This window comes from Pseudomonas sp. FSL L8-0168, assembly GCF_037976155.1.
GTDB lineage: Bacteria > Pseudomonadota > Gammaproteobacteria > Pseudomonadales > Pseudomonadaceae > Aquipseudomonas > Aquipseudomonas paracarnis.
Genome location: NZ_CP150262.1, coordinates 4,975,484 through 4,999,367, shown reverse-complemented (window position 1 = coordinate 4,999,367; position 23,884 = coordinate 4,975,484). Strand labels below are relative to the sequence as shown.

At 61.7% G+C, this 23,884-nt stretch carries 21 protein-coding genes; 10 read left to right on the top strand and 11 right to left on the bottom strand.

Going from position 1 to position 23,884, the window contains the following annotated elements; genetic code table 11:
- The 4 genes from MHH62_RS23070 (at position 1) to MHH62_RS23055 (ending at position 4,558) form a co-directional block, all read left to right on the top strand.
- A complete protein-coding gene (locus tag MHH62_RS23070) occupies positions 1-1,713 on the top strand; it encodes a putative 2-aminoethylphosphonate ABC transporter permease subunit (protein ID WP_339231975.1) in 1,713 nt (570 codons plus the stop codon).
- A 23-nt stretch (positions 1,714-1,736) separates the two neighbouring features.
- Positions 1,737-2,750: a putative 2-aminoethylphosphonate ABC transporter substrate-binding protein gene (locus tag MHH62_RS23065; RefSeq protein WP_020301842.1), complete on the top strand. Its 1,014-nt coding sequence runs from the start codon at positions 1,737-1,739 to the stop codon at positions 2,748-2,750.
- 123 nt (positions 2,751-2,873) lie between these two features.
- Positions 2,874-4,004 (top strand): TIGR03364 family FAD-dependent oxidoreductase, encoded by a 1,131-nt coding sequence (locus MHH62_RS23060; protein WP_020301843.1) that lies wholly within the window; start codon positions 2,874-2,876, stop codon positions 4,002-4,004.
- Complete coding sequence (locus MHH62_RS23055; RefSeq protein WP_020301844.1) at positions 4,001-4,558, top strand: phosphonate degradation HD-domain oxygenase; 558 nt, start codon at positions 4,001-4,003, stop codon at positions 4,556-4,558. The genes MHH62_RS23060 and MHH62_RS23055 overlap by 4 nt, the downstream gene beginning before the upstream one ends.
- Here MHH62_RS23055 and MHH62_RS23050 read toward each other — a convergent pair.
- A complete protein-coding gene (locus tag MHH62_RS23050; protein ID WP_103452186.1) occupies positions 4,555-5,922 on the bottom strand; it encodes a DUF3482 domain-containing protein in 1,368 nt (455 codons plus the stop codon). The two genes, MHH62_RS23055 and MHH62_RS23050, sit on opposite strands and share 4 nt — an antisense overlap.
- Entirely contained in the window at positions 5,915-7,294 is a 1,380-nt protein-coding gene (locus MHH62_RS23045; protein ID WP_339231972.1) for a DUF2868 domain-containing protein, read from the bottom strand. The genes MHH62_RS23050 and MHH62_RS23045 overlap by 8 nt, the downstream gene beginning before the upstream one ends.
- Positions 7,295-7,363: 69 nt before the next feature.
- On the opposite strand from MHH62_RS23045, the gene MHH62_RS23040 reads away from it, so the two are divergent.
- Entirely contained in the window at positions 7,364-7,876 is a 513-nt protein-coding gene (locus MHH62_RS23040; protein ID WP_020301935.1) for a dihydrofolate reductase, read from the top strand.
- A gap of 85 nt (positions 7,877-7,961) precedes the next feature.
- Here MHH62_RS23040 and MHH62_RS23035 read toward each other — a convergent pair whose 3' ends face one another.
- Positions 7,962-9,353: an L-cystine transporter gene (locus MHH62_RS23035; protein WP_014720352.1), complete on the bottom strand. Its 1,392-nt coding sequence runs from the start codon at positions 9,351-9,353 to the stop codon at positions 7,962-7,964.
- 242 nt (positions 9,354-9,595) lie between these two features.
- Between MHH62_RS23035 and MHH62_RS23030 the strand changes: the two genes are divergently transcribed.
- Entirely contained in the window at positions 9,596-10,657 is a 1,062-nt protein-coding gene (locus MHH62_RS23030; RefSeq protein WP_232104037.1) for a haloacid dehalogenase-like hydrolase, read from the top strand.
- A 191-nt stretch (positions 10,658-10,848) separates the two neighbouring features.
- Here MHH62_RS23030 and ilvD read toward each other — a convergent pair whose 3' ends face one another.
- The 3 genes from ilvD to MHH62_RS23015 all read right to left on the bottom strand — a co-directional run bounded on the left by ilvD (position 10,849) and on the right by MHH62_RS23015 (position 15,432).
- The gene (gene ilvD / locus MHH62_RS23025; RefSeq protein WP_003195159.1) at positions 10,849-12,690 is read right to left on the bottom strand and encodes a dihydroxy-acid dehydratase; all 1,842 of its coding nucleotides are present in this window, start codon (positions 12,688-12,690) and stop codon (positions 10,849-10,851) included.
- Positions 12,691-12,919: 229 nt separating this feature from the next.
- A complete protein-coding gene (locus MHH62_RS23020; RefSeq protein ID WP_339231969.1) occupies positions 12,920-14,110 on the bottom strand; it encodes an MFS transporter in 1,191 nt (396 codons plus the stop codon).
- Positions 14,111-14,235: 125 nt separating this feature from the next.
- Positions 14,236-15,432: a class I SAM-dependent rRNA methyltransferase gene (locus MHH62_RS23015; protein WP_005792302.1), complete on the bottom strand. Its 1,197-nt coding sequence runs from the start codon at positions 15,430-15,432 to the stop codon at positions 14,236-14,238.
- Between the two features lie 277 nt (positions 15,433-15,709).
- On the opposite strand from MHH62_RS23015, the gene MHH62_RS23010 reads away from it, so the two are divergent.
- Together MHH62_RS23010 and mutM are read left to right on the top strand one after the other, a co-directional pair.
- A complete protein-coding gene (locus tag MHH62_RS23010; protein ID WP_177324614.1) occupies positions 15,710-16,522 on the top strand; it encodes an HDOD domain-containing protein in 813 nt (270 codons plus the stop codon).
- A 21-nt stretch (positions 16,523-16,543) separates the two neighbouring features.
- Positions 16,544-17,356 (top strand): bifunctional DNA-formamidopyrimidine glycosylase/DNA-(apurinic or apyrimidinic site) lyase, encoded by an 813-nt coding sequence (gene mutM / locus MHH62_RS23005; protein WP_003195148.1) that lies wholly within the window; start codon positions 16,544-16,546, stop codon positions 17,354-17,356.
- A gap of 123 nt (positions 17,357-17,479) precedes the next feature.
- On the opposite strand, the gene MHH62_RS23000 is transcribed toward mutM, so the two are convergent.
- From MHH62_RS23000 to MHH62_RS22980, 5 genes are all read right to left on the bottom strand, one after another.
- Positions 17,480-17,731: a YfhL family 4Fe-4S dicluster ferredoxin gene (locus MHH62_RS23000; protein WP_003195146.1), complete on the bottom strand. Its 252-nt coding sequence runs from the start codon at positions 17,729-17,731 to the stop codon at positions 17,480-17,482.
- 102 nt (positions 17,732-17,833) lie between these two features.
- Positions 17,834-18,313 carry a pantetheine-phosphate adenylyltransferase gene (gene coaD / locus MHH62_RS22995; protein ID WP_003195136.1) on the bottom strand — a complete coding sequence of 160 codons (480 nt, stop codon included), beginning with the start codon at positions 18,311-18,313 and terminating at the stop codon, positions 17,834-17,836.
- 103 nt (positions 18,314-18,416) lie between these two features.
- Positions 18,417-20,012: a GMC family oxidoreductase gene (locus tag MHH62_RS22990; protein WP_198832950.1), complete on the bottom strand. Its 1,596-nt coding sequence runs from the start codon at positions 20,010-20,012 to the stop codon at positions 18,417-18,419.
- 53 nt (positions 20,013-20,065) lie between these two features.
- Positions 20,066-20,611: a twin-arginine translocation pathway signal protein gene (locus MHH62_RS22985; protein WP_339231966.1), complete on the bottom strand. Its 546-nt coding sequence runs from the start codon at positions 20,609-20,611 to the stop codon at positions 20,066-20,068.
- A gap of 29 nt (positions 20,612-20,640) precedes the next feature.
- Positions 20,641-22,068 (bottom strand): coniferyl aldehyde dehydrogenase, encoded by a 1,428-nt coding sequence (locus MHH62_RS22980; RefSeq protein WP_014720345.1) that lies wholly within the window; start codon positions 22,066-22,068, stop codon positions 20,641-20,643.
- 145 nt (positions 22,069-22,213) lie between these two features.
- Here MHH62_RS22980 and MHH62_RS22975 point away from each other — a divergent pair, with 145 nt between their 5' ends.
- Together MHH62_RS22975 and MHH62_RS22970 are read left to right on the top strand one after the other, a co-directional pair.
- Positions 22,214-22,885 (top strand): TetR/AcrR family transcriptional regulator, encoded by a 672-nt coding sequence (locus MHH62_RS22975; RefSeq protein ID WP_005792294.1) that lies wholly within the window; start codon positions 22,214-22,216, stop codon positions 22,883-22,885.
- Between the two features lie 33 nt (positions 22,886-22,918).
- Entirely contained in the window at positions 22,919-23,773 is an 855-nt protein-coding gene (locus MHH62_RS22970; protein WP_198832952.1) for a sulfurtransferase, read from the top strand.
- The last annotated feature ends 111 nt before the right edge of the window (positions 23,774-23,884 follow it).

The window sequence follows — 23,884 nt, the reverse complement described above, 5'->3', positions numbered from 1 at the left end:
ATGGGGGCGGTGATGACATTGCCGGTACCGCGCCAGGTGTCCCGCGCCGAGTGGGGCGACCGCCTCTTCGTGGTCGGCGGCAAGTGGCTCTGGCTGGGCCTGTTAGTGGTGGCGGTGCTGTTGCCGCTGTTGGCGATCTTCTGGCGCGGCTTCAGCAGCGAAGCCGGGCAGGGCGGTGGCCTGGTAGCCGCTCGCGAACTGCTGAGCAGCGCCAACTTCCACTGGTTGCTGGGCAATAGCCTGAAAGTTTCCCTCAGCGTGGCGGCCATCGTCGTGCCGCTGGCCTACTTGTTTGCCTATGCCCTGCAACGCACGCTGATCCCCGGCAAGTCCATCTGGCGTGGCCTGTCCTTGCTGCCATTGATGGCGCCGTCGATGCTGCCGGGCATTGCCCTGGTCTATTTGTTCGGCAACCAGGGCCTCCTGCGCGGCTTGTTCTCGGAGAATATCTATGGGTTCTGGGGCATTGTGCTCGGTGAGGTGATTTACACCTTTCCCCATGCCTTGATGATTTTGCTGTCGGCGTTGTCCCTGGCGGATGCGCGTTTGTTCGACGCCGCTTCGAGCATGGGCGCCAGCCCGGCCCGGGCGTTTCGCAGCATTACCTGGCCGGCCACGCGCCAGGGGGTGTTCGCCGCGTTTTGCCTGGTGTTCACCCTGACCATCACCGACTTCGGGGTACCGGTGGTGGTGGGCGGCGATTACCAGGTGCTGGCGCTGGAGGCCTACAAGGCCGTGGTGGGCCAGCAACAGTTCGGTCGCGGCGCGTTGATCGGCATGGTGTTGCTGCTGCCGGCGCTGTTCAGCTTTGGCGTGGATGCGTGGTTGCGCCGTCGGCATGGCGACGCGATGAGCGGCCGCGCCCAGGTGTTCCAGCCAGCGCCATCGCGGCTGCGCGACGGCTGCTACCTGGCCATCGTGCTGCTGATCTGCGCGGCGTTGCTGCTGGTGTTCGGCATGGCGGTGTACTCCTCGCTGGTGAAATTCTGGCCGTACAACCTGTCGCTGTCGCTCAACCACTACCAGTTCGAAGACACCGCCGGCGGCGGCTGGTTGGCCTATCGCAACAGCCTGACCATGGCGCTGTGCACCGCGTTGATCGGCAGCGTGCTGATTTTCACCGGCGCCTACCTGATGGAAAAGACCAAGGGCCAGAAGAACCTCAACCTGGCGCTGCGCATGCTCAGCTTCGTGCCGATGGCCGTGCCGGGCCTGGTCCTGGGGCTGGGCTACGTGTTCTTCTTCAACCTCAACGGCAACCCGCTGCATGTGTTGTACGGCAGCATGGCGTTGCTGGTGGTGTGCACCATTGCGCACTACCTGACCACCGCGCAGATGACCGCGACCACCGCCTTGCGCCAGTTGGACGCCGAGTTCGAAGCTGCCGCGTTGTCCCTCAAGGCACCGTTGTACCGCCATTATCTGCGCGTCACGGTGCCGATCTGTCTGCCGGCGCTGCTGGACATCCTGCGCTACCTGTTTGTCTCGGCGATGACCACCGTGTCCGCCGCGATTTTCCTCTACAGCCCCGACACCATCCTCGCCGCCGTCGCCGTGCTGAACATGGACGACGCCGGCAATGTGGGCGGTGCGGCGGCCATGTCGACCCTGATCTTGTTCACTTCGGCCAGCGTCTCGCTGCTGCTGGCGTGGGCCTCACGTGGCGCGCTGCGCCGCTCCCAAGCCTGGCGCCAGCGCGCACCTGGCCAATAAAACATCCCTGAAGGAGGTGCTCCATGTTCAAGCCCCTGGCGCTGGTCGCTGCAGTCCTCACGGCATTCAGTCTGAATGCCTTCGCCAAGACCGAGTTGACCGTGTACACGGCCCTTGAAGCCGAACAATTGAAGACCTACAAAAAAGCTTTCGAACAGGCCAACCCCGACGTCGAGATCAAGTGGGTGCGCGACTCCACCGGCATCATCACCGCCAAACTGCTGGCCGAGAAAGACCGCCCCCAGGCTGACGTAGTGTGGGGCCTGGCCGCCTCCAGCCTGGCGATCCTTGATCAGCAAGGCATGCTCGACAACTACGCGCCCAAGGACCTGGACAAGATCGGCAAGCATTACCGCGACGCCGCCAACCCTCCGGCCTGGGTCGGCATGGACGTGTGGGCCGCCACCCTCTGCTTCAACACCGTCGAAGCCGAGAAGCAGGGCCTCACCAAACCGGTGAGCTGGCAGGACCTCACCAAGCCCGAATACAAGGGCAAGATCGTGATGCCTAACCCGGCGTCTTCAGGCACCGGCTTCCTGGATGTCAGCGCCTGGCTCCAGACCTTCGGCGAGAAGCAAGGCTGGCAGTACATGGACGACTTGCACCAGAACATCGGCCAGTACGTTCACTCCGGCTCCAAGCCGTGCAAGTTGGCGGCGTCCGGTGAGTTTCCGATTGGTATTTCCTTCGAATACCCGGCGGTTCAGCTCAAGCGCCAGGGCGCGCCGCTGGACATCATCCTGCCCAAGGAAGGCCTGGGCTGGGACATCGAAGCCACCGCCGTGATCAAAGGCACGGCCCATGCCGAGGCGGCGAAAAAACTCGCTGACTTCTCCGCCAGCACCGCGGCGATGGATCTGTACAAGGACAACTTCGCCGTGCTCGCCCAACCGGGAATCGCCAAGCCACAGACCGAATTGCCGGCCGACTATGAGCAACGGTTGATCAAGAACGACTTTGTCTGGGCTTCCAAGAACCGTGACAGCATCTTGGCCGAATGGCGTAAGCGTTATGACGGCAAGTCGGAAAAACAGTAACCGATCGTTCCCACGCTCCGCGTGGTAACGCCGCTCTGGACGCTCCGCGTCCGCTTTTAAAGGTCGTGACGCGGAGCGTCACCGGATGAATTCCCACGCGGAGCGCGGGAACCAGAGGACAGTATGAGTAGTGATCTGTTAGTCGTCGGCGCCGGCATCCTCGGTCTCTCCCACGCCTATGCCGCCGCCAGGCGCGGCCTCAAGGTCAAGGTGTTCGAGCGAAGCGCCACGCCATTGGGCGCCTCAGTGCGCAACTTCGGCCAGGCGCTGGTCACCGGTCAACCACCAGGGCCAATGCTCGACCTGGCGCGGGAAAGCCGCGAAATATGGGGCCAGTGGGCGCAAGCGGCGGGCCTGGCGCTCAAACGCAATGGCTCGTACCTGTTCGCCCGCACCGAAGCCGAAGAGCATCTGCTCGAAGCCTTCTGCGCCGGGCGCGCGCGGGAGCACGGCTACAACGTCGAGCTGCTGCAGGGCGCTGCCATGAACGACCTGTACGCCGGCCAGTTCCGCCATCACCGCGCCGCACTGCATGGCAAGGACGACCAGCAACTGTATTCCCGCGAGGCCATCCCGGCGCTGATCCATTACCTGAGCCAGGCGCTTAACGTGGAGTTTCACTTCTCTACCTTGGTGCGCGAGGTTGAACCGGGCCAGTTGCACAGCACGGCAGGCCGCTTTCGCGGCGAGCAGATCATTGTTTGCTCCGGCCATGACTATCAAACCCTGCTGGCCGACGCCATCGCCGCGCTCAACCCGCAAACCTGTCGCCTGCAAATGCTGCGCGCCCGGGCAGTGCTCAACCTGAACCTGCAACATGCCTTGCTCACCGGCTTGAGCTGCGTGCACTACGGCGCCTTTGCCGACCTGCCGGAAGCGGCCGCCGTGCAGGCGCAGATCTTGCGCGAAACGCCGTACCTGCACGAGCACGGCATTCACCTGTTGATCAGCCCTACGCCCCATGGCGAGTTGATCATCGGTGACTCCCACCATTACGACAGCGATCCGTCGCCCTTCAACGCCGAGCAGGTGGATGACTGGCTGATCGAACTGGCGCAACAGACCCTGGGTTGCAAGGTCCAAGTGGTGGAGCGCTGGCAGGGCGTCTACGGTTCGCGCGGGCCTGGGCCGTTTTCGTTTGTGCAGGCGGCACCTGGCGTCAGCGCTGCCTTGATGCACACCGGCGTAGGGATGAGCGTGGGGCCGGCGATGGCCGAGCGTAATATCAGCACACTGTGGGGCGCGACGCGATGAGCCCGGAACAGGCGATTGCCCAGGTGTTTGGCTTGTACGAGCAACATGGCACGGCTGACTACATCGGCGAGCCGGTGTCGCAAATCGAGCATATGTCCCAGGCCGCGCAATTGGCCATGGCCGAAGGTTTTGACGACGAGGTGGTGCTGGCGGCGTTTTTCCACGACATCGGCCATCTCTGCGGCCAGGGCGGCGCGAACATGGGCGGTTATGGCGTGGTCAGCCACGAGCGGCTGGGCGCCGATTACCTGCGCCGGGCAGGCTTCAGCGAACGCCTGGCCAGGCTGGTGGAATACCACGTCCAGGCCAAGCGTTACCTGACCTTCAGCCAACCGGACTATTTCGCCCGCTTGAGCGAAGCCAGCCGTCGCACTCTGGGTTACCAAGGCGGCGTCATGAGCGCAGAAGAGGCCCGGACCTTTGAGCAAGACCCGTTGTATGCCGTGAGCTTGCGTATGCGCCACTGGGACGAGCAGGCCAAGCAAATGCAGGCGCCGGTGCTGGACCTTGAGGTGCTTAAGGCCAAGGCCCGGCAGGTGCTGATGACTGCTTAGGTCTCGTCGAGGCGCATGGCAAGGGCTTCGACCTGTTCTTGACGCTCGGCCTGGCTTAGTTTGGCGTGGGGATTGAGGGACGACCATTGCGGATAGGCGCGGGCCTTGTTCAAGGCGTCGGGCAGTTTGCCCTCGCGCCAGGTTATGTCCTGGGGCGTGTCGACCTTGATGCTGTGCATTGCCGCATGGCCGCGCAGGTTCAGGGCCTTGAGCAACTGGCGCTGGCGCAGGGCGAGCAGGCGCAGCACGCTGTCATCGACGGTGAGTTCGCGTTGGCCCTTGATCTTGCCCATCAGGCGGCTGCCGTAGCTGCGCGCGGTTTGCAGCGCACCGCCGGCAATCGCGCCCGCCAGGGCAGCAGCGCCCAGCGTCAGGCCGCCGACCAGGAGGTCCACGCCCGCACCGGCGGCTGCGCCGGCGGCGATCCCGCCACCCACCCGCACGCCCAGTTGCTTGAGGGTTTCGGGGTTGAACAGGTCGTCGCCCCAGCGCCCATCCAGTAGCGGCAGGTCGCTGGCCGCCGCGTCCTGTGGGCGAAAGCCGTACAGCTTGAGCAGGGCATCAACACACTTTTGTTCCCGTTGGCGCACCGCTTTGCGCAAATCGCCGATGGCTTGCTGTTCATCTTCGGTGACGACATTGCGACGGCAGGCCGCGCAGTCGATCAACAGTTCGGCGATCAAGCGGGCGGCGCTTTGCTGGCGGGCCTGGCGCTGGGCTTCTTGATCGAGGATCAGGCGTTCCAACTGCGGCCGTGAGTTTTCCAGCAGCAGGGCCAGGCTTTCATACAGCCGGCGTTCGCCGTCTTCGGGCGGTGCCACGCTGTCGAAACGCACCAGCGCATGCAGGCCGAGGCGGGCCAGGGCTTCGCGCCAGTCCGGTTCACGGTGGTCGCTGCTGCTGACAAAGTTGAGCACCGGCAACAACGGCTTGCCGCAACTGGCCAGCACTTGCAGTTCGTCGCGGTACTTGGCCAGCACCGGCTCGCGAGCGTCGATCACGTACAGGCCGGCATCGGAGGCCAGCAACTGGCGCAACACCTTGGCTTCCTGTTCGAAACGCTGGCGCGCCTCGCTGCCTTCCAGGAAACGCGCCAGCCGTGCAGGGCCATCCAGGCGTTCGCCGGGGCGGTCGAGGCGCTCCAGGTAATCGAGCAGGGCGATGGCGTCTTCCAGACCGGGGGTGTCGTACAGCTCCAGCAAGGCTTCGCCATCTACCGATAGGCGCGCACCTTCCACATGTCGCGTGGTACTGGGGCGGTGGGACACTTCGCCAAAGCCGACATCGCGGGTGAGGGTGCGCAACAGTGAGGTTTTGCCCACGTTGGTATGGCCGACCACGGCGAGTTTCAGCGGTTTAGTCATGACCGGTCTCCAGCCAGCTCAGCGGCGCACAATCGGCAAACGACACTTCAAGCTGTTGCAACGCGGCATGCCAGTCGCCCAGGCGCTCGGCGTCCAGCGCCTGGCCCGGTGGTGCCTGCAGCAGCCATACGCGGGTGTCGGTAGCGCTGCGTGCCAGCTCGGCGATCAGCGCCAGGCTGCCACGGTCGGGCGAGCGGCGCGGGTCACAGGCGATGGCCAGGCGCGCGGGTGGGAAACGGCTGAGTTGCTCCAGCAGTTTGTTGCGTGATTCGCGGCTGTCGAGGATGCCGGCGTTCTTGACGTTGGCAGGCAGTTTAGGGGGCCAAGGGTGTTGGTCGTCGAGTTCGATGGCGACCAGCAAGGCGCCATCACTCTCCAGCTCACTTGCGCCGCCGCTGATCGGGTGCAGGTGTTCGGGCGCCACATCGTTGACCCCCAGGCGCTCGCTGCTGGGCATCAGGCGTTCGCGCAGTTGGGCGTAACCGGGCAGGTTGAGGTCCAGGTGCAACGCTGCGCGCCCGCGTTTCCATCGCCACAGGCACAGCAAGGCAAGGATCAACCGCGGCAGCAGACCGTAGACCAGCAACACGCCCACCAGCCAGGCCGCCCAGGCCTGGCGGGCGCTTTCGATATTCAGCGCGGAGTCGCCGCTGGCGCGGATCATCTCCACGGTGGGCACATTGAAACCGAGCAGAGCCGGGAGTGTGCCGAGGGCCTGGGTCACGGCGACAAAGGTATCGGCGCCGAGAATGGTGGTTTCCCACACAAACCCGTAGCGGCGGGTGGCGAGCAGAGTCAGCAGGATCACCAGGGCGCTGAGCAAGGCCAGCAACCACAAGCTGTTGACCAGCGCACCCACCGCCCAGCGATTGAGTTTTTGCCGTTGCAGCAACAGCAACAACGCCGGGGCCAGTTGCGCGGCCTTGGCGTCACGGGCCAGTTTCTCGCTGAGCCACAACCACAGCCGGCCAAGGCTGGCGCTGTGTTCGCCGGCAAACAGCAGGCCCAGGGCCCAACTGATCAGCAAGATCAGGTTCAGGCCGAGCAGGCTGCCCAAGGCCCAGAACACATTCACCGGGGCCAGGCCATTACCCAGCGCGGCGAACGCCAAACCGGCGCCGCTGACGACGGCGACCGCCGCCAGTAACAACAGCGCCAGGCGTGCGCCTTGCAGCCAGCGGCTGAGCGCGGCGGCCAAACCATCGCGCTCGGCCAAGTGCAGCGCACGCTGCTGGATGCGCGTGGCCAGGTCGCCCCCGGCGGTGCGGGCCAAGCGGTTGGCTTCCAGGTCTTCCAGGGGGCCGGCGTGTTCTTCCCGCAGGCGCACGGTTTCTGTCAGCCAAAGTCTGTGCAGCGGGTTCAGTGCAGTCACGCGCCGTCCTGTCGTGTTGATGAGGTTGGAGCATAACCGCTGGCTCGCCGCTCTGGTATTCTCGTCGCCATGAAAAAAACTCTCCCCTTAAGCCTGATCGCAGCCCTCGGTGAAAACCGTGTGATCGGCGTCGACAACAGCATGCCCTGGCATTTGCCGGGGGATTTCAAATATTTCAAAGCCACCACCCTTGGCAAGCCGATCATCATGGGGCGCAAGACCTGGGATTCCCTGGGCCGACCGCTGCCGGGGCGCTTGAACCTGGTGGTCAGCCGTCAGACCGATCTTGTGCTGGAAGGTGCGCAAGTGCTTCCGTCACTGGACGCGGCGGTAGAGCGGGCTGAGGAATGGGCCAAGGCGCAAGGCGTGGACGAGCTGATGCTGATCGGCGGCGCGCAGTTGTATGCACAGGGGCTGGAACAGGCCGATCGCTTGTACCTGACCCGCGTGGCGCTGAGCCCGGAAGGGGATGCGTGGTTTCCAGAGTTTGATATGAACCAGTGGAAGCTGGTGTCGAATGTCGAGAATCCGGCTGAAGGTGATAAGCCGGCCTACAACTTCGAAGTGTGGGAAAAAGCCTGAAAGCATCGCAGGCAAGCCAGCGCCCACAGTTTGATGTGTGAATACATTCAAATGTGGGAGCTGGCTTGCCTGCGATAGCGGTCTATCAGACCTGCGCTAACTCGGCATGCTCATCGGCATCCAGCAAGGCCTTATCCGTCTGCCCCATGATCTGGCTGGTAATCGCACCCGCCGTCATCGAACCATTGACGTTCAACGCCGTGCGGCCCATGTCGATCAGCGGTTCCACGGAAATCAACAGCGCCACCAGTGACACCGGCAAGCCCATGGCCGGCAGCACGATCAGCGCGGCAAAGGTCGCACCGCCGCCCACGCCGGCAACGCCCGCCGAACTCAAGGTCACTATCGCCACCAGGGTCGCGATCCACAGCGGGTCCAAGGGGTTGATGCCCACAGTCGGCGCGACCATCACCGCCAACATCGCAGGGTAAAGACCGGCACAACCGTTCTGGCCGATGGTCGCGCCAAACGAGGCGGCGAAGCCGGCGATGGATTGCGGGATGCCCAGGCGACGGGTCTGCGCTTCAATGCTCAGCGGGATGCTTGCAGCGCTGGAACGGCTGGTAAAGGCAAAGGTCAGTACCGGCCACACCTTGCGGAAGAAGCGCAGCGGGTTGATCCCGGCCAGGGAAAGCAGCAGGCCGTGCACCACGAACATCAGGCCCAGGGCCAGGTACGACACCACCACGAAACTGCCCAGCTTGATGATGTCTTGCAGGTTGGAACCGGCGACCACTTTGGTCATCAGCGCCAGCACACCGTAGGGGGTCAGCTTCATCACCAGGCGCACCAGGCGCATCACCCAGGCTTGCAGGGTGTCGATGGCGTTAAGGACTTTCTGGCCTTTTTCCACGTCGTCCTTGAGCAGTTGCAGCGCGGCAACCCCAAGGAACGCGGCGAAAATCACCACGCTGATGATCGACGTCGGCTTGGCCCGGGCCAGGTCGGCGAACGGGTTGGCCGGTACGAACGACAGCAGCAACTGCGGGATATTCAGGTCGGCAACCTTGCCAGCGTAATCACTCTGGATCACTTGCAGGCGCGCCATTTCCTGGGTGCCGGCCACCAAGCCTTCGGCGGTGAGGCCGAACAGGTTGGTCAGGCCGATGCCGATCAGCGCCGCGATGGCCGTGGTGAACAGCAGCGTGCCGATGGTCAGGAAGCTGATCTTGCCCAGGGACGAGGCGTTGTGCAGGCGCGCCACGGCACTGAGGATCGAGGCGAACACCAGCGGGATCACGATCATTTGCAGCAGCTGCACATAGCCGTTGCCGACCAGGTCAAACCAGCCGATGGAGGCTTTGAGCACCGGGTTGCCGTCGCCATAGATCGTGTGCAACGCCGCGCCGAACAGCACGCCCAGCACCAGGGCGAACAGCACCTTCTTGGCCAGGCTCCAGTTAGTACGGCGAGTTTGTGCCAGGCCCAGCAACAGGGCCACGAACACCAATAAATTGAGAATCAGGGGCAGATTCATTGAAGCTCCGTTGAGAAGGCAGCCAATCGCGTGAGCCTGCGATTGCGAACCGGGAAGCCTAACAGCTTGAAATATATTGATTTAATACCAATATGGAATGGCGACTGTCGTTTTTGGAATAAGCGTTTGACGCCCAGGCGTATGCCCTTGGCGCAATCGCGACGTCAGCGGTCGCGCTCGGGCGATAACTGTCATACGGATTTGTTAGCGTCGATGTCTTTCACTTGAGGGAGACAACGCCTATGAAGCTCGCGCCGAAACTACTGTTATCCGCCGCCTTTTGCCTCGGGCTCGCCAGCCAGGCGTTTGCCGCCACCGAGTTGAAACACTGGCCGGCACCTGCCGCCAAACAACTCAACGAAATGATCGCCGCCAATGCCAACAAGGGTAACTACGCGGTGTTCGACATGGACAACACCAGCTACCGCTATGACCTTGAAGAGTCCTTGCTGCCGTTCATGGAAAACAAGGGCCTGATCACCCGCGAAACCATGGACCCTTCGCTCAAGCTTATCCCCTTCAAAGACACCGCCGACCACAAGGAAAGTCTGTTCAGCTACTACTATCGCCTGTGCGAAGTCGACGACATGGTCTGCTACCCCTGGGTTGCGCAGATTTTTTCCGGCTTTACCCTCAAGGAGCTCAAAGTGCAGGTCGACGAGCTGATGGCCTCCGGCAAGCCCGTGCCGGTCAGCTATTTCGAAGGCGACGTGGTGAAAAAATCCGAGGTACAGCCGCCGAAAGTCTTCACCGGCCAGGCCGAGCTGTACAACAAACTGATGGAAAACGGCATCGAGGTCTATGTGATGACCGCCGCGTCCGAGGAGCTGGTGCGCATGGTCGCGGCTGATCCGAAGTACGGCTACAACGTCAAACCCGAGAACGTTATCGGCGTGACCACGATGCTCAAGGACCGCAAGACCGGCGAGCTGACCACCGCACGCAAACAGATCACTGCCGGCAAGTATGACGAGAATAGCAACCTCGGCCTGGAACTGACTCCCTACCTGTGGACCCCGGCGACCTGGATGGCCGGTAAGCACGCGGCGATCCTCACCTACATCGACGAATGGAAAAAACCAGTGATTGTCGGCGGTGACACACCGACCAGCGATGGCTACATGCTGTTCCACGATGTGGACGTGGCCAAGGGCGGCGTCCACCTGTGGATCAACCGCAAAGACAAGTACATGACCCAACTCAACGGCATGATCGCCAAGCACGCGGCGGCGCAAGCCAAGGAAGGGCTGCCGGTGACGGCGGACAAGAACTGGGTGATCGTGAAACCGGAGGAGATTCAGTAAAGAGCCTTAAGTCGAAGTGCAGTCACTGTGGGAGCTGGCTTGCCTGCGATGCAGACACCTCGGTACTTCATGTACTCCGAGGTGATGCAATCGCAGGCAAGCCAGCTCCCGCATTTGATCTCCAATGTCTTGGGGTTTTTCTGCAGACAAAAAAAGCCCCGCACCTGGCGGGGCTTTTTTATGCGCGGGGCTTACAGGCCGTCGAGCATGGCTTTGTTGCGCACCGCACCCTTGTCGGCGCTGGTGGCCAACAACGCGTAGGCCTTCAACGCGGTGGTGACTTTGCGCGGGCGCTTCTCCACCGGCTTCCAGCCTTTCTTGTCCTGCTCAACCCGGCGTGCTGCCAGTTCTTCATCGCTGATCAACAGGTTGATCGAGCGGTTCGGAATGTCGATCAGCACCTTGTCGCCATCCTGCACCAGGCCAATCGCGCCACCGGCAGCGGCTTCCGGGGAAGCGTGGCCGATGGACAGGCCCGACGTGCCGCCGGAGAAACGGCCGTCGGTCAGCAGGGCGCAGGCTTTGCCCAGGCCTTTGGATTTCAGATAGGACGTGGGGTAAAGCATCTCCTGCATACCCGGGCCGCCTTTAGGGCCTTCGTAGCGGATGATCACGATGTCGCCTTCCTTGACTTCGTCCGCGAGGATGCCGCGTACCGAGCTGTCCTGGCTTTCGTAGATCTTGGCGCGGCCTTCGAAAACGTGGATGGATTCATCCACACCTGCCGTTTTCACCACACAGCCGTCGAGGGCGATGTTGCCGTACAGCACGGCCAGGCCGCCTTCTTGCGAGTAGGCGTGCTCGACACTTCGGATGCAGCCGTTTTCACGGTCGTCGTCCAGGGTGTCCCAGCGGGTCGACTGGCTGAACGCGGTCTGGGTGGGGATACCGGCCGGGCCGGCCTTGAAGAAGGTGTGCACGGCTTCGTCGTCAGTCTGGGTGATGTCCCATTTGGCGATGCCTTCGGCGATGGACTTGCTGTGCACGGTTGGCAGGTCGGTGTGCAGCAGGCCGCCACGGGCCAGGGAGCCGAGGATCGAGAAGATCCCGCCGGCGCGGTGCACGTCTTCCATGTGGTACTTCTGGATGTTCGGCGCGACTTTGCACAGCTGTGGCACGTGACGGGACAGGCGGTCGATGTCGCGCAGGTCAAAGTCGATCTCGGCTTCCTGGGCGGCAGCCAGCAAATGCAGAATGGTGTTGGTGGAACCGCCCATGGCGATGTCCAGGGTCATGGCGTTTTCGAACGCCTTGAAGTTGGCGATATTGCGCGGCAACACCGACTCATCGTTCTCGCCGTAGTAACGCTTGCACAGCTCGACGATGGTGCGGCCGGCCTGCAGGAACAACTGCTCGCGGTCGCTGTGAGTGGCCAGTGTGGAACCGTTGCCCGGCAAGGCGAGGCCCAGGGCTTCCACTAGGCAGTTCATCGAGTTGGCGGTGAACATGCCGGAGCACGAACCGCAGGTCGGGCAGGCGCTGCGCTCGTATTCGGCGACCTTCTCGTCAGAAGCGCTGGAATCGGCGGCGATCACCATGGCGTCGACGAGGTCGAGGCCGTGGGAGGCGAGTTTGGTCTTGCCGGCTTCCATCGGCCCGCCGGAGACGAAGATCACCGGGATGTTCAGGCGCAAGGCAGCCATCAACATGCCGGGGGTGATCTTGTCGCAGTTGGAGATGCACACAATGGCGTCGGCGCAGTGGGCGTTGACCATGTACTCCACGGAGTCAGCGATGATCTCGCGGCTCGGCAGGGAATACAGCATGCCGTCATGGCCCATGGCGATGCCGTCGTCCACGGCGATGGTGTTGAATTCTTTAGCCACGCCACCGGCGCGTTCGATCTCGCGGGCGACCAGTTGGCCCAGGTCCTTGAGATGGACATGGCCCGGCACGAACTGGGTGAACGAGTTGGCAATCGCGATGATCGGCTTTTTGAAGTCGTCATCTTTCATCCCCGTGGCACGCCACAGCGCGCGCGCGCCGGCCATGTTGCGGCCGTGGGTGGATGTTTTCGAGCGGTAATCAGGCATTGGAGCACTCCGGGCGGCTAATCAAGTACTAAAGGGGAGTGAGCTTCTAATTGACGACTGGAACACTCAGAAAATGGCCGTGTGTCCGGAAGTTGCCACTCGCGTCGCGGGATCGCCGCGTGCTTGGGCCTCGAGCTCATAAACCCGCCGGGGGATGACTGGCGATGAATAGGGCCGATTCTACACCGCTGGCGGCTGGAGGGAATGGGCGCAACCTTGAAGTTAGCCGCTACAGGACGTGCGGGCGCCGCCGTGCCCATGAGTTCAACGCAAGGGCGGCAAGGCTCAGGATCAGAAAACACAAGCCAAGCGCAGTACTCAACTGGTGGGTAAAGGTGCTGATAAATGCACTGATACAGCCGCCAGCAATGAACAGCGCTGCCGCAACGGCGGAAGCTGCGGCTCCCGCATTGTCTGGAAACAGGCTCATGGCCTTGGAGTTGGAAATGGGCCGGGTGATGGTGGTGCCCGCCGTGCAGAGCAGCATGGGCACCAACACTGTCGGGGTTGATAAGCCGAACAGGTAGGCCAACAGCAGCATGACTACGCCAGAGATAGCGATCAGAACCAGCCCGACTGCCATCTGGGTAGCCGCCGCCAGCCGTTTGTGCAGGACGCCGGCACAGAGGCCTCCCACTACGTAGGCGGCGCCGTAGAGAAGCAAGGTCAATGAGTACTCATGGGGTGACAGCTTTAACTGGTCCATGAAAATGAGCGGTGACACAACGATGAATGAGAAATGACAGGCGAAGGTGATCGAGGAGATCGTGGCGTAGCTGGCGAAATGTCTGTTGGCGAAAACCTTGGCGTAGGCCCTGAAAATACCCCGCTCGCTTGGCGCGGTTGGAGGGAAGCCGCCATGCAGTAATCGGTGAGCCATAAACCACGTTGCGGCACAGAGGGCGATAAACGCGTAGAAGCTGGCTTTCCATCCCCAGTGCAATTGCAGCCATGCGCCCAGCACTGGGGAAATCGAGATGAAAATGCCTCCGGCCGTGGCCATTGCTATGCGCAACCGCTCCTGTTCCCTGCCGAAAAAAAGGTCCTGCACCAGCGCTTGGGACAGTATGAAACCACCGCAGCCTATGGCCTGAATGACTCGAAAGAACAGGAATTGGGGCGTGTTTCTGGCGGCCAGACACCCGACTGCACCCAGGATGGCTACTACCATACTGGCCAGGAGTAGCTTCTTGCGACCGATTCTGTCGGACAGCGGGCCGATCAGCAGCATTGAGCAGGAAAATCCAATGGCGAACAGGCTGACGGATCGAGCGATATGGGTGGTCGAGGTATGGAAGTGTTCAGCCAGGGCGGGAAAGGAGGGCAGTACGACGTCAAGGGGGAAGACGCCCAGCAAAGTCATGGTCATCAGCCAGAAAACCAAGAGCGGTTTTTCAGCCTGTGTAATTGCCTTCGACATGCGCGAGCCTCGGTTCCATGAGAGGGGCGAGGATCGAGTCTGCGCTACGGAAAGTCAAAGCCTGGGGCAGTACGACATTTCCTAAAAGCCTGTAGGAACCCGCAAGTCCCTACAGGGGAACAGCATCAGCTATTGGGTAGCAACCGGCAGGTAATGCTCTTGATGTAGCGCGTCTCGACAATCGCCGGGTGCACCGGGTGGTCCGGGCCTTGGCCGCCGCGTTCGAGCATCTGGATGTTGCGGTCCAGATGGCGGGCGCTGGTGAGCAGGATGTTTTGCAGGTCGTCTTCCGGCAGGTGCATGGAGCACGAGGCGCTGACGAGGATGCCGTCTTTGCTGAGCAGGCGCATGGCTTGCTCGTTGAGGCGGCGGTAGGCGCCTTCGCCGTTTTTCATGTCTTTTTTGCGCTTGATGAAGGCCGGTGGGTCGGCGACGATCACGTCGAAGCGCTCTTCGCTGGCTTTCAGTTCTTTCAACGCCTCAAAGACGTCGCCTTCGATGCAGGTCATCTTCTCGGCAAAGCCGTTCAGCGCGGCGTTGCGCTCTACGCCGTCGAGGGCGAAGGCCGAAGCGTCGACGCAGAACACTTCACTGGCGCCAAAGGCTGCAGCTTGCACGCCCCAGCCGCCGATGTAGCTGTACAGGTCCAGTACACGCTTGCCCTTGGCATACGGGGCCAGGCGGGCGCGGTTCATGCGGTGGTCGTAGAACCAGCCGGTTTTCTGGCCCTGGATCACCGGGGCTTCGAACTTGACGCCGTTCTCTTCCAGCGCCACCCACTCCGGCACCAGGCCGAACACGGTTTCGACGTAGCGGTTGAGGCCTTCGGCGTCGCGCGCGGCGGAGTCGTTCTTGAACAGGATGCCGCTGGGCTTGAGCACTTGGGTCAGCGCGGCGATCACATCTTCTTTATGCGCTTCCATGGTCGCCGAGGCGATCTGTACCACCAGGATGTCGCCGAAACGGTCGACCACCAGGCCCGGCAGCAGGTCGGAATCACCGTAGACCAGGCGGTAGAACGGCTTGTCGAACAGGCGGTCACGCAGGGACAGCGCGACGTTGAGGCGGTGCACCAGCAGCGACTTGTCCAGCGGCAACTTGATGTCGCGCGACAGCAGGCGGGCGCAGATCAGGTTGTTCGGGCTCATGGCCACGATGCCCAGGGTCTTGCCGCCGGCCGCTTCCAGGATAGCCTGGTCGCCTGCCTGGAAGCCGTGGAGTGGGGTGGCGGCCACGTCGATTTCGTTGCTGTAGACCCACAGGTGGCCGTTGCGCAAACGACGATCGGCGTTGGCTTTGAGACGCAGGCTTGGCAGGGACATGACGTCGCTCCGGAAAAAAGAGCGGGAGTATACCCTTTGCGCACTCTTTCATGTGGGAGCTGGCTTGCCTGCGATGCGGGCGGCGCGGTGTATCAGACGTACGGTGGTGATGCTATCGCAGGCAAGCCAGCTCCCACATTCGATCGGGTTTCACTTGGGTTTTTGGGTGTCGGCCACATCGGCATAAGGGGTAGAATTCGCGCCTAGCCCAGAGTGTGTACTTATGTCCCAAGAGCTTTCCCCCGAGCAGATCCAACAGGCCCTGCAAGGCATCAGCGTGCCGCCTCAACCGCAAATCATGGTGGATTTGCAGATGGAGCAGTACATGCCCGATCCGGACCTGGAAGTGATTGCGCGGCTGATCTCCCAGGACCCGGGCTTGTCCGGTGCACTGCTCAAGATCGTCAATTCGCCGTATTACGGCCTGAGCAACAAAATCGCTTCGATCCAGCGTGCGGTGAACCTGCTGGGCAGCCGTTCGATCATCAATTTGATCAACGCGCAGTCGATCAAGGGTGAGATGTGCGACGACACCATCGTCACCCTCAACCGCTTCTGGGACACCGCCCAGGATGTGGCCATGACCTGCCTCACCCTGGCCAAGCGCACCGGTTCCCAGGCCGTGGACGAAGCCTATGCCTTGGGCCTGTTCCATGATTGTGGCGTGCCGCTGATGCTCAAGCGCTTCCCCAATTACATGGCGGTGCTGGAAGATGCATACGCCAATGCCGCCCCGGATTGCCGCGTGGTCGACACCGAAAACAAAGCGTTCCACACCAACCATGCGGTAGTCGGCTACTACACCGCCAAGTCCTGGCGCCTGCCGGAGCATGTCACCGACGCCATCGCCAATCACCATAACGCCCTGGCGATTTTCAGCGATGAGACGTCGCGCAACCCACAGCTCAAGAACCTGCTGGCCATTTTGAAGATGGCCGAGCATATCTGTTCGTCCTATCGCGTACTGGGCAATCAGCCAGTGGATCATGAGTGGAACGCCATCGGCCATCTGGTGCTGGATTACGTGGGCCTGTCGGACTACGACTTCGAGAGCCTGAAGTTGTCGATCCGCGAACTGGGCGCGCACTGACCCGTCATTCAAGAGGTACATATGCCCGAGTTACCAGAAGTCGAAACCACCCGACGCGGCATTGCCCCGCACCTGGAAGGCCAGCGCGTCAGCCGCGTGGTAGTGCGTGAGCGGCGCCTGCGCTGGCCGATTCCGGAAGACCTGGATGTGCGCCTGTCAGGGCAGCGCATCGTGCTGGTGGAGCGCCGGGCCAAATACCTGTTGATCAATGCCGAAGTGGGCACCTTGATCAGCCACCTGGGCATGTCGGGCAACTTGCGCCTGGTGGAAGTCGGCATGCCCGCGGCCAAGCATGAGCACGTGGATATCGAGCTGGAATCGGGCATGGCCCTGCGCTACACCGACCCGCGGCGCTTCGGTGCGATGCTCTGGAGCCTCGACCCGCACAACCATGAGCTGCTGATGCGGCTGGGGCCGGAGCCGTTGACCGACCTGTTTGATGGCGAGCGCTTGTTCCAGCTGTCTCGCGGTAAGTCCATGGCGGTGAAGCCGTTCATCATGGACAACGCGGTGGTGGTGGGCGTGGGCAATATCTATGCGACCGAGGCGCTGTTTGCAGCGGGGATTGACCCACGCCGCGCCGCTGGCGGGATTTCACGCGGGCGCTATTTGAAGCTGGCGATTGAGATCAAGCGGGTGCTGGCCGCTGCCATCGAGCGGGGCGGCACCACGTTGCGGGACTTTATCGGCGGCGATGGGCAGCCGGGGTATTTCCAGCAGGAACTGTTCGTGTATGGCCGGGGCGGCGAGGCATGCAAGGTCTGCGGCACTGAGCTGCGCAATGTGGTGCTGGGGCAGCGGGCGAGTGTGTTTTGCCCCAGGTGTCAGAGCTGATTGCTGGGTGAAGGCTGATATTGCTATCGCAGGCAAGCCAGCTCCCACATTTGAATGTATTCATATATCCAAGTGTGGGAGCTGGCTTGCCTGCGATGAGGCCCTTAGGGGCAATGAAGAGGCTTAGGCCTTACCGGTAATCTTGCGGTACTTCTCCATCAACTGCTCTTCCGTCTCAGGGTGTGCCTCGTCCAGCGGAATGCAATCCACCGGGCATACCTGCTGGCACTGCGGTTCGTCGTAGTGACCGACGCACTGGGTGCACAGGTTAGGGTCGATCACGTAGATCTCTTCGCCCTGGGAAATGGCGGCGTTCGGGCACTCGGGTTCGCAGACGTCGCAGTTGATGCAATCGTCGGTGATGATCAGGGACATGGAAACTCCTGCCAGGGCACTCTGCCAAGGCATCTGAAAACTAATGCGCGCAATTGTGCCGCATTGGCGCCCGCAGTGCGAGCAGGCACCGACCGAGCAGCCTTACTTCTTGAAGCGCAGCGTCAGCGCATCGGCCACGGCTGGATGCACGAACTTGGTGATATCTCCGCCCAAAGCGGCGATTTCACGAACCAACGTCGAGGAAATGAACGAATAACGCTCCGACGGCGTCAGGAACAGGCTTTCCACGTCCGGCGCCAATTGGCGGTTCATGTTGGCCAGCTGGAATTCATATTCGAAGTCCGACACCGCACGCAGGCCACGCAGGAACACATTGGCGTTCTGCTCCTTGGCGAAATGCGCCAGCAATGTCGAAAAGCCCACTACTTCCACATTCGGCAGGTGCTTGGTGACCTCTTGCGCCAGCTCCACACGTTGTTCCAGGGGAAACAGCGGGTTTTTCTTGGGGCTGGCCGCGACCGCGATGATCACATGGTCGAACAGGCGAGAGGCGCGTTCGACCAGATCGCCATGGCCTTTGGTAATCGGGTCGAAGGTACCTGGGTACAACACTCGGTTCATCGCGTCGTCCTGGCGGAGTCCGTTGGGGAACCGGATGGTATCGCAGCATTACCGGTGGGCCAAGTCGACTTATGTAGATAGATACCGTGAATACCCTGTCTTTTCATGCCGTTTTCAGACGTTCGGCCAATGCGCTCGCCAGTTGCGCGGTCAGTCCGTACACCGACAATTGCGGGTTGGCGCCAATGCTGGTGGGGAACAGCGAGCCATCGTGGATCGACAGGTTGCGCAACTGATGATGGCGACCCAGGCTGTCGGCAACGGCATTTTTTGGGTCTTCACCCATGGCGCAACCGCCCATCACGTGGGCGCTGCCCAGGGTGGTGCGATGCAGTTCCAGGTTCAGACCGTCGATCACGCTGCGGGCTTCGGCCAAGTTGTTCACAAAGCGCGCGTCGTGATGCAGGGGCTTGACCGATTTGGCCCCCGCCGCGAACTGAATCTCGGCCATGCTGTGGAAGGCCCGGCGCAGGCCGTCCCAGGCGTAGGGCGAGACCTGATAGTCGAGCACTGGGGTGCCGTCACCGCGTAACTCCACCGTGCCGCCTGGGCTGTCGGGGTGAAAGCCGTCGCGCAGCAGGGCGAGCATGGCGTGAGTGTGGGGTAATTGGTTCATGTCCAGGGCGTTCTGGTTGCCATAGCCACCAAACAGGGTGCTCGCCAGGCCTGGATGCAGGGGCGGTGCTTCCAGTTTGTAGGACATTTTGCCGGTAGTGCCGTCCTGCCATTGGAAGTGGTCGGAGTAGATGGATTGCGGCGCACCGTAGAAGGGGTTGATCACCTCGTCGAACAGCCCGGCGGAGAAGTTGACCAGGTGCAGGAAGGTGCGCTTGCCCAGCCGCGAGTGTGGGTCGGGCGCGTCGGAGCGCATCATCAGGGCCGGGCTGTTGATGCCGCCGCCCGCCAGCACATAGTGCTTGGCTTTCACGCTGATCTTGCGCCCGGTGGGCGCTACGCAGCGTTCGTCCATGGCCACGCATTCGAGGCTGCTGATGGTGTCGCCGCTGTATTTCAGCCGTTCGGCGCGGGCCAGGTAAAGCAGTTCGCCACCCTTTTCCAGGGTGGACGGGATGGTAGTCACCAGCATTGACTGCTTGGCGTTGACCGGGCAGCCCATGCCGCAATACCCCAGGTTGAAGCAACCGCGCACATTGCGCGGGATCACATGCCAGCTGTAGCCGAGCTTTTCGCAGCCTTTGCGGATCACATCGTTGTTGGCATTCGGCGGCAGCGCCCACGGCGCGATGCCCAGGCGCTGCTCCATTTTTTCGAACCAGGGCGCCATTTCGGCGCTGCTGTGGCCTTTGACCGCATATTCGCTGGCCCAATGCGCGAGGGTAGCGTCAGGGGTGCGAAAGCTGGAGGTCCAGTTGATCAAGGTGGTACCGCCCACGGCCCGGCCCTGCAGGATGGTGATAGCGCCGTCCTTACTCATCCGCCCGATGCCTTCCTGGTAAAGGCTGGCGTAGGCTTCGTCTTCCAGCAGTTTGAAATCACTACTGGTCTTGAGCGGGCCTTCTTCGATCAGCAACACTTTGTAGCCGGCGGCGCTGAGGATTTCAGCCGTGGTACCGCCCCCGGCGCCGCTGCCGATGATGGCGACATCCGCTTCCAGGGTCAGGTCGTTATCCAGGGCGGCGCCATTGTGGGTTTTCCAGCCACGGGCCAGGCCGTCGCGGAACAGATCGGGTACGGGCATAGGTGTGCTCTCTTATTCTTGTCGGAAGATGCAATCTTGGGGGATTGCCCAGGCTAGATCTTGGGCGGGCCGGGGTAGCCGCAATGGGCCCAGGACTCGGGCCGGAAGTACCAGGCCATGATCACTAGCTTGAGCAACGAGCCCTGGCCCATGCGCAGCAGGTTCAGGTAGCTGTTTTCCCAGCGGTGCAGGAAATTGCGGATCTGTTCGCTGCTGGCGTTTTCCCAACTGCCCCAGATACCGGTCAGCGGGCCGCGGGTAATGCCCATGCCCAGTACGTCGAATAATTGCTGGGTGAGCTTGAACATCTCGGGGGACAAGTGCTGCAGGCTGTAATCGAGCTTTTTCAGGTTGCCCTCAATACCGGCAAGCACTTGTTCAGCACTGGCCGCGCCTTCCAGCAGCACCGGGATTACCGCCCGCAAGAATGGCAAGTCGCTGGTGCGCAACATCGCAAAGCCGCTGGCCGGCGTACTGCTGGAGCAACCGCTGAGGCTGGCGCCCAACCCGGCGGTGGCGAGGAAGGCGCTGGCACACAGGCCGATTTTCAAGACGCCGCGCCGTGACAGCGCGGGTGAATCAGTCAGGCTGGGGTTCATTGTTTTTATAGTCCCGAAGGTGGCGGTTATCAGCGGATAAACAGCTTCTGGATCAGCTTCTGGATCGACTTGCCATAAGGCGGGTAGATCAACTTCGCTGCGTTCAGGCGCTGTTTGACCAGCACACCCTTGGCCTTGCTGAACGTCAGGAAACCTTCGTGACCGTGGTAATGGCCCATGCCTGACGGGCCGATGCCACCGAACGGCATATCGTCCTGAGCGACGTGCAGCAAGGTATCGTTCAGGCACACGCCACCGGAGTGGGTTTCGTGGAGCACCCGCGCTTGTTCGCCTTTGTTGTAGCCGAAGTAATACAAGGCCAGTGGGCGAGGTCGCTGGTTGATGTAGGCAAAGGCTTGGTCAAGGCCGCGATACGGCACGATGGGCAGGAGCGGGCCGAAGATTTCGTCCTGCATCACGGTCATGTCGTCGCTGACATTCAACAGCAGGCTGTGGACCATTCGCCGCGCCTGGCCCTGCTCGTACAGCGGGATCAAGGTGGCGCCTTTGTCGGTGGCGTCCTTGGCGTAGGCATTGAGCCGGGCCAGTTGGCGTTCGTTGATGATGGCGGTGTAGTCCGGGTTGTCGACCAGCGTCGGATAAAACCCGCGCACGGCTTTGGAATAGGCCTCGACAAAGCCTTCCACGCGATCTTCCGGTACTAGCACATAATCTGGCGCCACGCAGGTTTGCCCGGCGTTCAAGGTTTTGCCGAAGGCGATGCGTTCGGCGGCGTCCTTGAGTGGCACATCGGCCGAGACAATGGCTGGCGATTTGCCGCCTAGCTCCAGAGTCACCGGCGTGAGGTTTTCGGCCGCCGCACGCATCACGTGCTTGCCTATGCTGGTAGCGCCGGTGAACAGCAGGTGATCGAAGCGCAACTTGGAAAACGCCATGCCCACGTCAGCTTCGCCCAGCACGACGCACACCAGGTCCTCGGGGAAGATCTTGGCCAGCAACGCCTTGAGCAGCTCACCGGTGGCCGGCGTGGACTCGCTGAGCTTGAGCATCACTCGGTTACCGGCCGCCAATGCCCCCACCAACGGGCCGATGGCCAGGTATAGCGGGTAGTTCCACGGCACGATGACGCCGACGACGCCCAATGGCTGGTAAATGACTTTGGCTGAGGCGGGCTGGAAGGCAATGCCTACAGCGCGGCGGGAAGGTTTCATCCAGCCCTTGAGGTGTTTGCTCGCGTAGTGAATGCCATGCAGGCTAGGCATCAATTCGGCAAACAGGGTTTCGTCGGCGCTGCGATGGCTGAAGTCCTGGCTGATCGCATTGATCAGCGCCTGGCGTTCGTCGCTCAGCAGATCCCGCAAAGCCTTGAGCCATTGCTGGCGCTGCCCGGCCGGCGGCATCGGGTTGGCGACGAAGGCGCGGCGTTGGGCGTTGAACAGGTTCTGGAGCTGATCCAGCGCCTGGGAATCTTGCAGGTAGGCAACGTTGGCAGACATGGCGCGGCACCGATTGTTATTGGTCTGCCTGGATTTTTAGAGTCATTGCTCTAAATTGTCAAATAACATTGCAGTAACATCCAGATTTATCCTGGCCGGGTTAGGCCGTAAGATGCCCCATCCCGTGTATAGAAGCTGATCCCCTATGGCACCACGAGTAAAGACCAGCGAGCGCATTGTGCAAACCAGCCTGGAGCTTTTTAACCAGCAGGGCGAGCGCAGTGTCAGTACCAACCACATTGCCGCCCACATGGAAATTTCCCCGGGCAACCTGTACTACCACTTCCCTAACAAGCAGGCGATCATCGCCGTGCTGTTCCGCGAATATGAAGCGCTGGTAGACAGTTTCCTGCGCCCACCACAGGGACGCACGATGGTGGTGGAGGATAAACGCTTTTATCTGCAAGCCGTATTGGCCGGCATGTGGCGTTATCGCTTCCTGCACCGCGACCTCGAACACCTGCTGGAGAGCGACCCGGAACTGGCGACTGGCTACCGGCGGTTTTCCCAGCGTTGCCTGATCCAGGGCGGCGCGATCTACCAAGGCTTTGTCGATGCCGGCATTCTCAATATGGACCCGGTGCAAACCGAAGCCCTGACCCTGAATGCGTGGATCATCCTTACCTCGTGGGTGCGTTTTTTGTGTACCACCAATGAAAAATCCACCCACCTGAGCGCCGAGGCGATCAAGCGCGGGGTGTACCAGGTGCTGGTGCTGGAGGCGGGGTTCGTTACGCCACAGGCTAAAGAGGCGGTGGATGCCTTGTTCAAAGAGTTTTACGTGCCGTTGAATCAGGCACTGGAAGAAGTGAAGTAAGACCTTTCCCCTTTGTATGCACAGGAGTCAGTCATGCCGCTTGCCCAACTGATCAGCCCCCCGCAATTGGCCGAGCGCCAACAGTCGAGCGGGTGGGTGATCCTGGATTGCCGCTTTGCCCTGGAAGACCCGGACTACGGCTTGTGCAGTTACGCCGAAGGGCATATCGAGGGCGCGCAATACGCCGACCTTGAGCGCCACCTGAGCGGCCCGGTGACCAAGGGCGTGACCGGTCGTCATCCTTTGCCGGCGGCGGACACGTTCGCCAGGCAACTGCGGGCCTGGGGCATCAGTGCCGACACCGATGTGGTGCTGTATGACGACGGCCCCGGTGCCTACGCCGCCCGTGCCTGGTGGCTGCTGGCCTGGCTGGGCAAGCGTGATGGCGTGTTTATTCTGGATGGTGGCCTCAAGGCCTGGCATGTCACCGGTTTCCCCTTGAGCCTGGACGCGCCTGTGGTTGCGCCAGGTACCTTCGACGGTACGCCGGATAATCGTCTGTTGCTGGATGCCGAACACCTGCAAAAACGCCTGGGCCAACCTGGCCTGACCTTGATCGACGCCCGCGCCCAGCCGCGCTTTCGTGGCGAAGTGGAGCCCATCGATCCGATTGCCGGGCATATCCCTGGTGCGCAATGTGCGGCGTTCAGTGAAAACCTGGGCAGTGATGGTCGTTTCTTGCCGGCTGATCAGCTCAAGCAACGCTTTGCCGCGCAGTTGCAAGGGCGCCCGGCTCAGGAGCTGGTGGCGTATTGCGGGTCTGGGGTGACGGCGTGCCATAACCTGTTTGCGTTGAGCCTGGCGGGGTACCCGTTGGGCAAGTTGTATGCGGGGTCGTGGAGTGAGTGGATTACCGATCCAGCCCGGGAAATTGCGCAGGGCGATTAAACGATAGGTGTGAGCACTTCATCAAAGTGTGGGAGCTGGCTTGCCTGCGATAGCAGAGTGTCAGCCACCTCAACGTTGGCTGGCCCACCGCTATCGCAGGCAAGCCAGCTC

Coding starts and splice junctions, on each gene's coding strand:
- MHH62_RS23030 (WP_232104037.1), top strand. CDS start 9,596: ATGAAGCTCGCGCCGAAACTACTGTTATCCGCCGCCTTTTGCCTCGGG.
- mutM (WP_003195148.1), top strand. CDS start 16,544: ATGCCCGAGTTACCAGAAGTCGAAACCACCCGACGCGGCATTGCCCCG.
- MHH62_RS22980 (WP_014720345.1), bottom strand. CDS start 22,068: ATGTCTGCCAACGTTGCCTACCTGCAAGATTCCCAGGCGCTGGATCAG.
- MHH62_RS23020 (WP_339231969.1), bottom strand. CDS start 14,110: ATGTCGAAGGCAATTACACAGGCTGAAAAACCGCTCTTGGTTTTCTGG.
- MHH62_RS22985 (WP_339231966.1), bottom strand. CDS start 20,611: ATGAACCCCAGCCTGACTGATTCACCCGCGCTGTCACGGCGCGGCGTC.
- MHH62_RS23050 (WP_103452186.1), bottom strand. CDS start 5,922: ATGACTAAACCGCTGAAACTCGCCGTGGTCGGCCATACCAACGTGGGC.
- MHH62_RS23070 (WP_339231975.1), top strand. CDS start 1: ATGGGGGCGGTGATGACATTGCCGGTACCGCGCCAGGTGTCCCGCGCC.
- coaD (WP_003195136.1), bottom strand. CDS start 18,313: ATGAACCGAGTGTTGTACCCAGGTACCTTCGACCCGATTACCAAAGGC.
- MHH62_RS23065 (WP_020301842.1), top strand. CDS start 1,737: ATGTTCAAGCCCCTGGCGCTGGTCGCTGCAGTCCTCACGGCATTCAGT.
- MHH62_RS23000 (WP_003195146.1), bottom strand. CDS start 17,731: ATGTCCCTGATCATCACCGACGATTGCATCAACTGCGACGTCTGCGAA.
- MHH62_RS23060 (WP_020301843.1), top strand. CDS start 2,874: ATGAGTAGTGATCTGTTAGTCGTCGGCGCCGGCATCCTCGGTCTCTCC.
- MHH62_RS22990 (WP_198832950.1), bottom strand. CDS start 20,012: ATGCCCGTACCCGATCTGTTCCGCGACGGCCTGGCCCGTGGCTGGAAA.
- MHH62_RS23040 (WP_020301935.1), top strand. CDS start 7,364: ATGAAAAAAACTCTCCCCTTAAGCCTGATCGCAGCCCTCGGTGAAAAC.
- MHH62_RS23015 (WP_005792302.1), bottom strand. CDS start 15,432: ATGTCCCTGCCAAGCCTGCGTCTCAAAGCCAACGCCGATCGTCGTTTG.
- MHH62_RS22975 (WP_005792294.1), top strand. CDS start 22,214: ATGGCACCACGAGTAAAGACCAGCGAGCGCATTGTGCAAACCAGCCTG.
- MHH62_RS23035 (WP_014720352.1), bottom strand. CDS start 9,353: ATGAATCTGCCCCTGATTCTCAATTTATTGGTGTTCGTGGCCCTGTTG.
- MHH62_RS23055 (WP_020301844.1), top strand. CDS start 4,001: ATGAGCCCGGAACAGGCGATTGCCCAGGTGTTTGGCTTGTACGAGCAA.
- ilvD (WP_003195159.1), bottom strand. CDS start 12,690: ATGCCTGATTACCGCTCGAAAACATCCACCCACGGCCGCAACATGGCC.
- MHH62_RS22970 (WP_198832952.1), top strand. CDS start 22,919: ATGCCGCTTGCCCAACTGATCAGCCCCCCGCAATTGGCCGAGCGCCAA.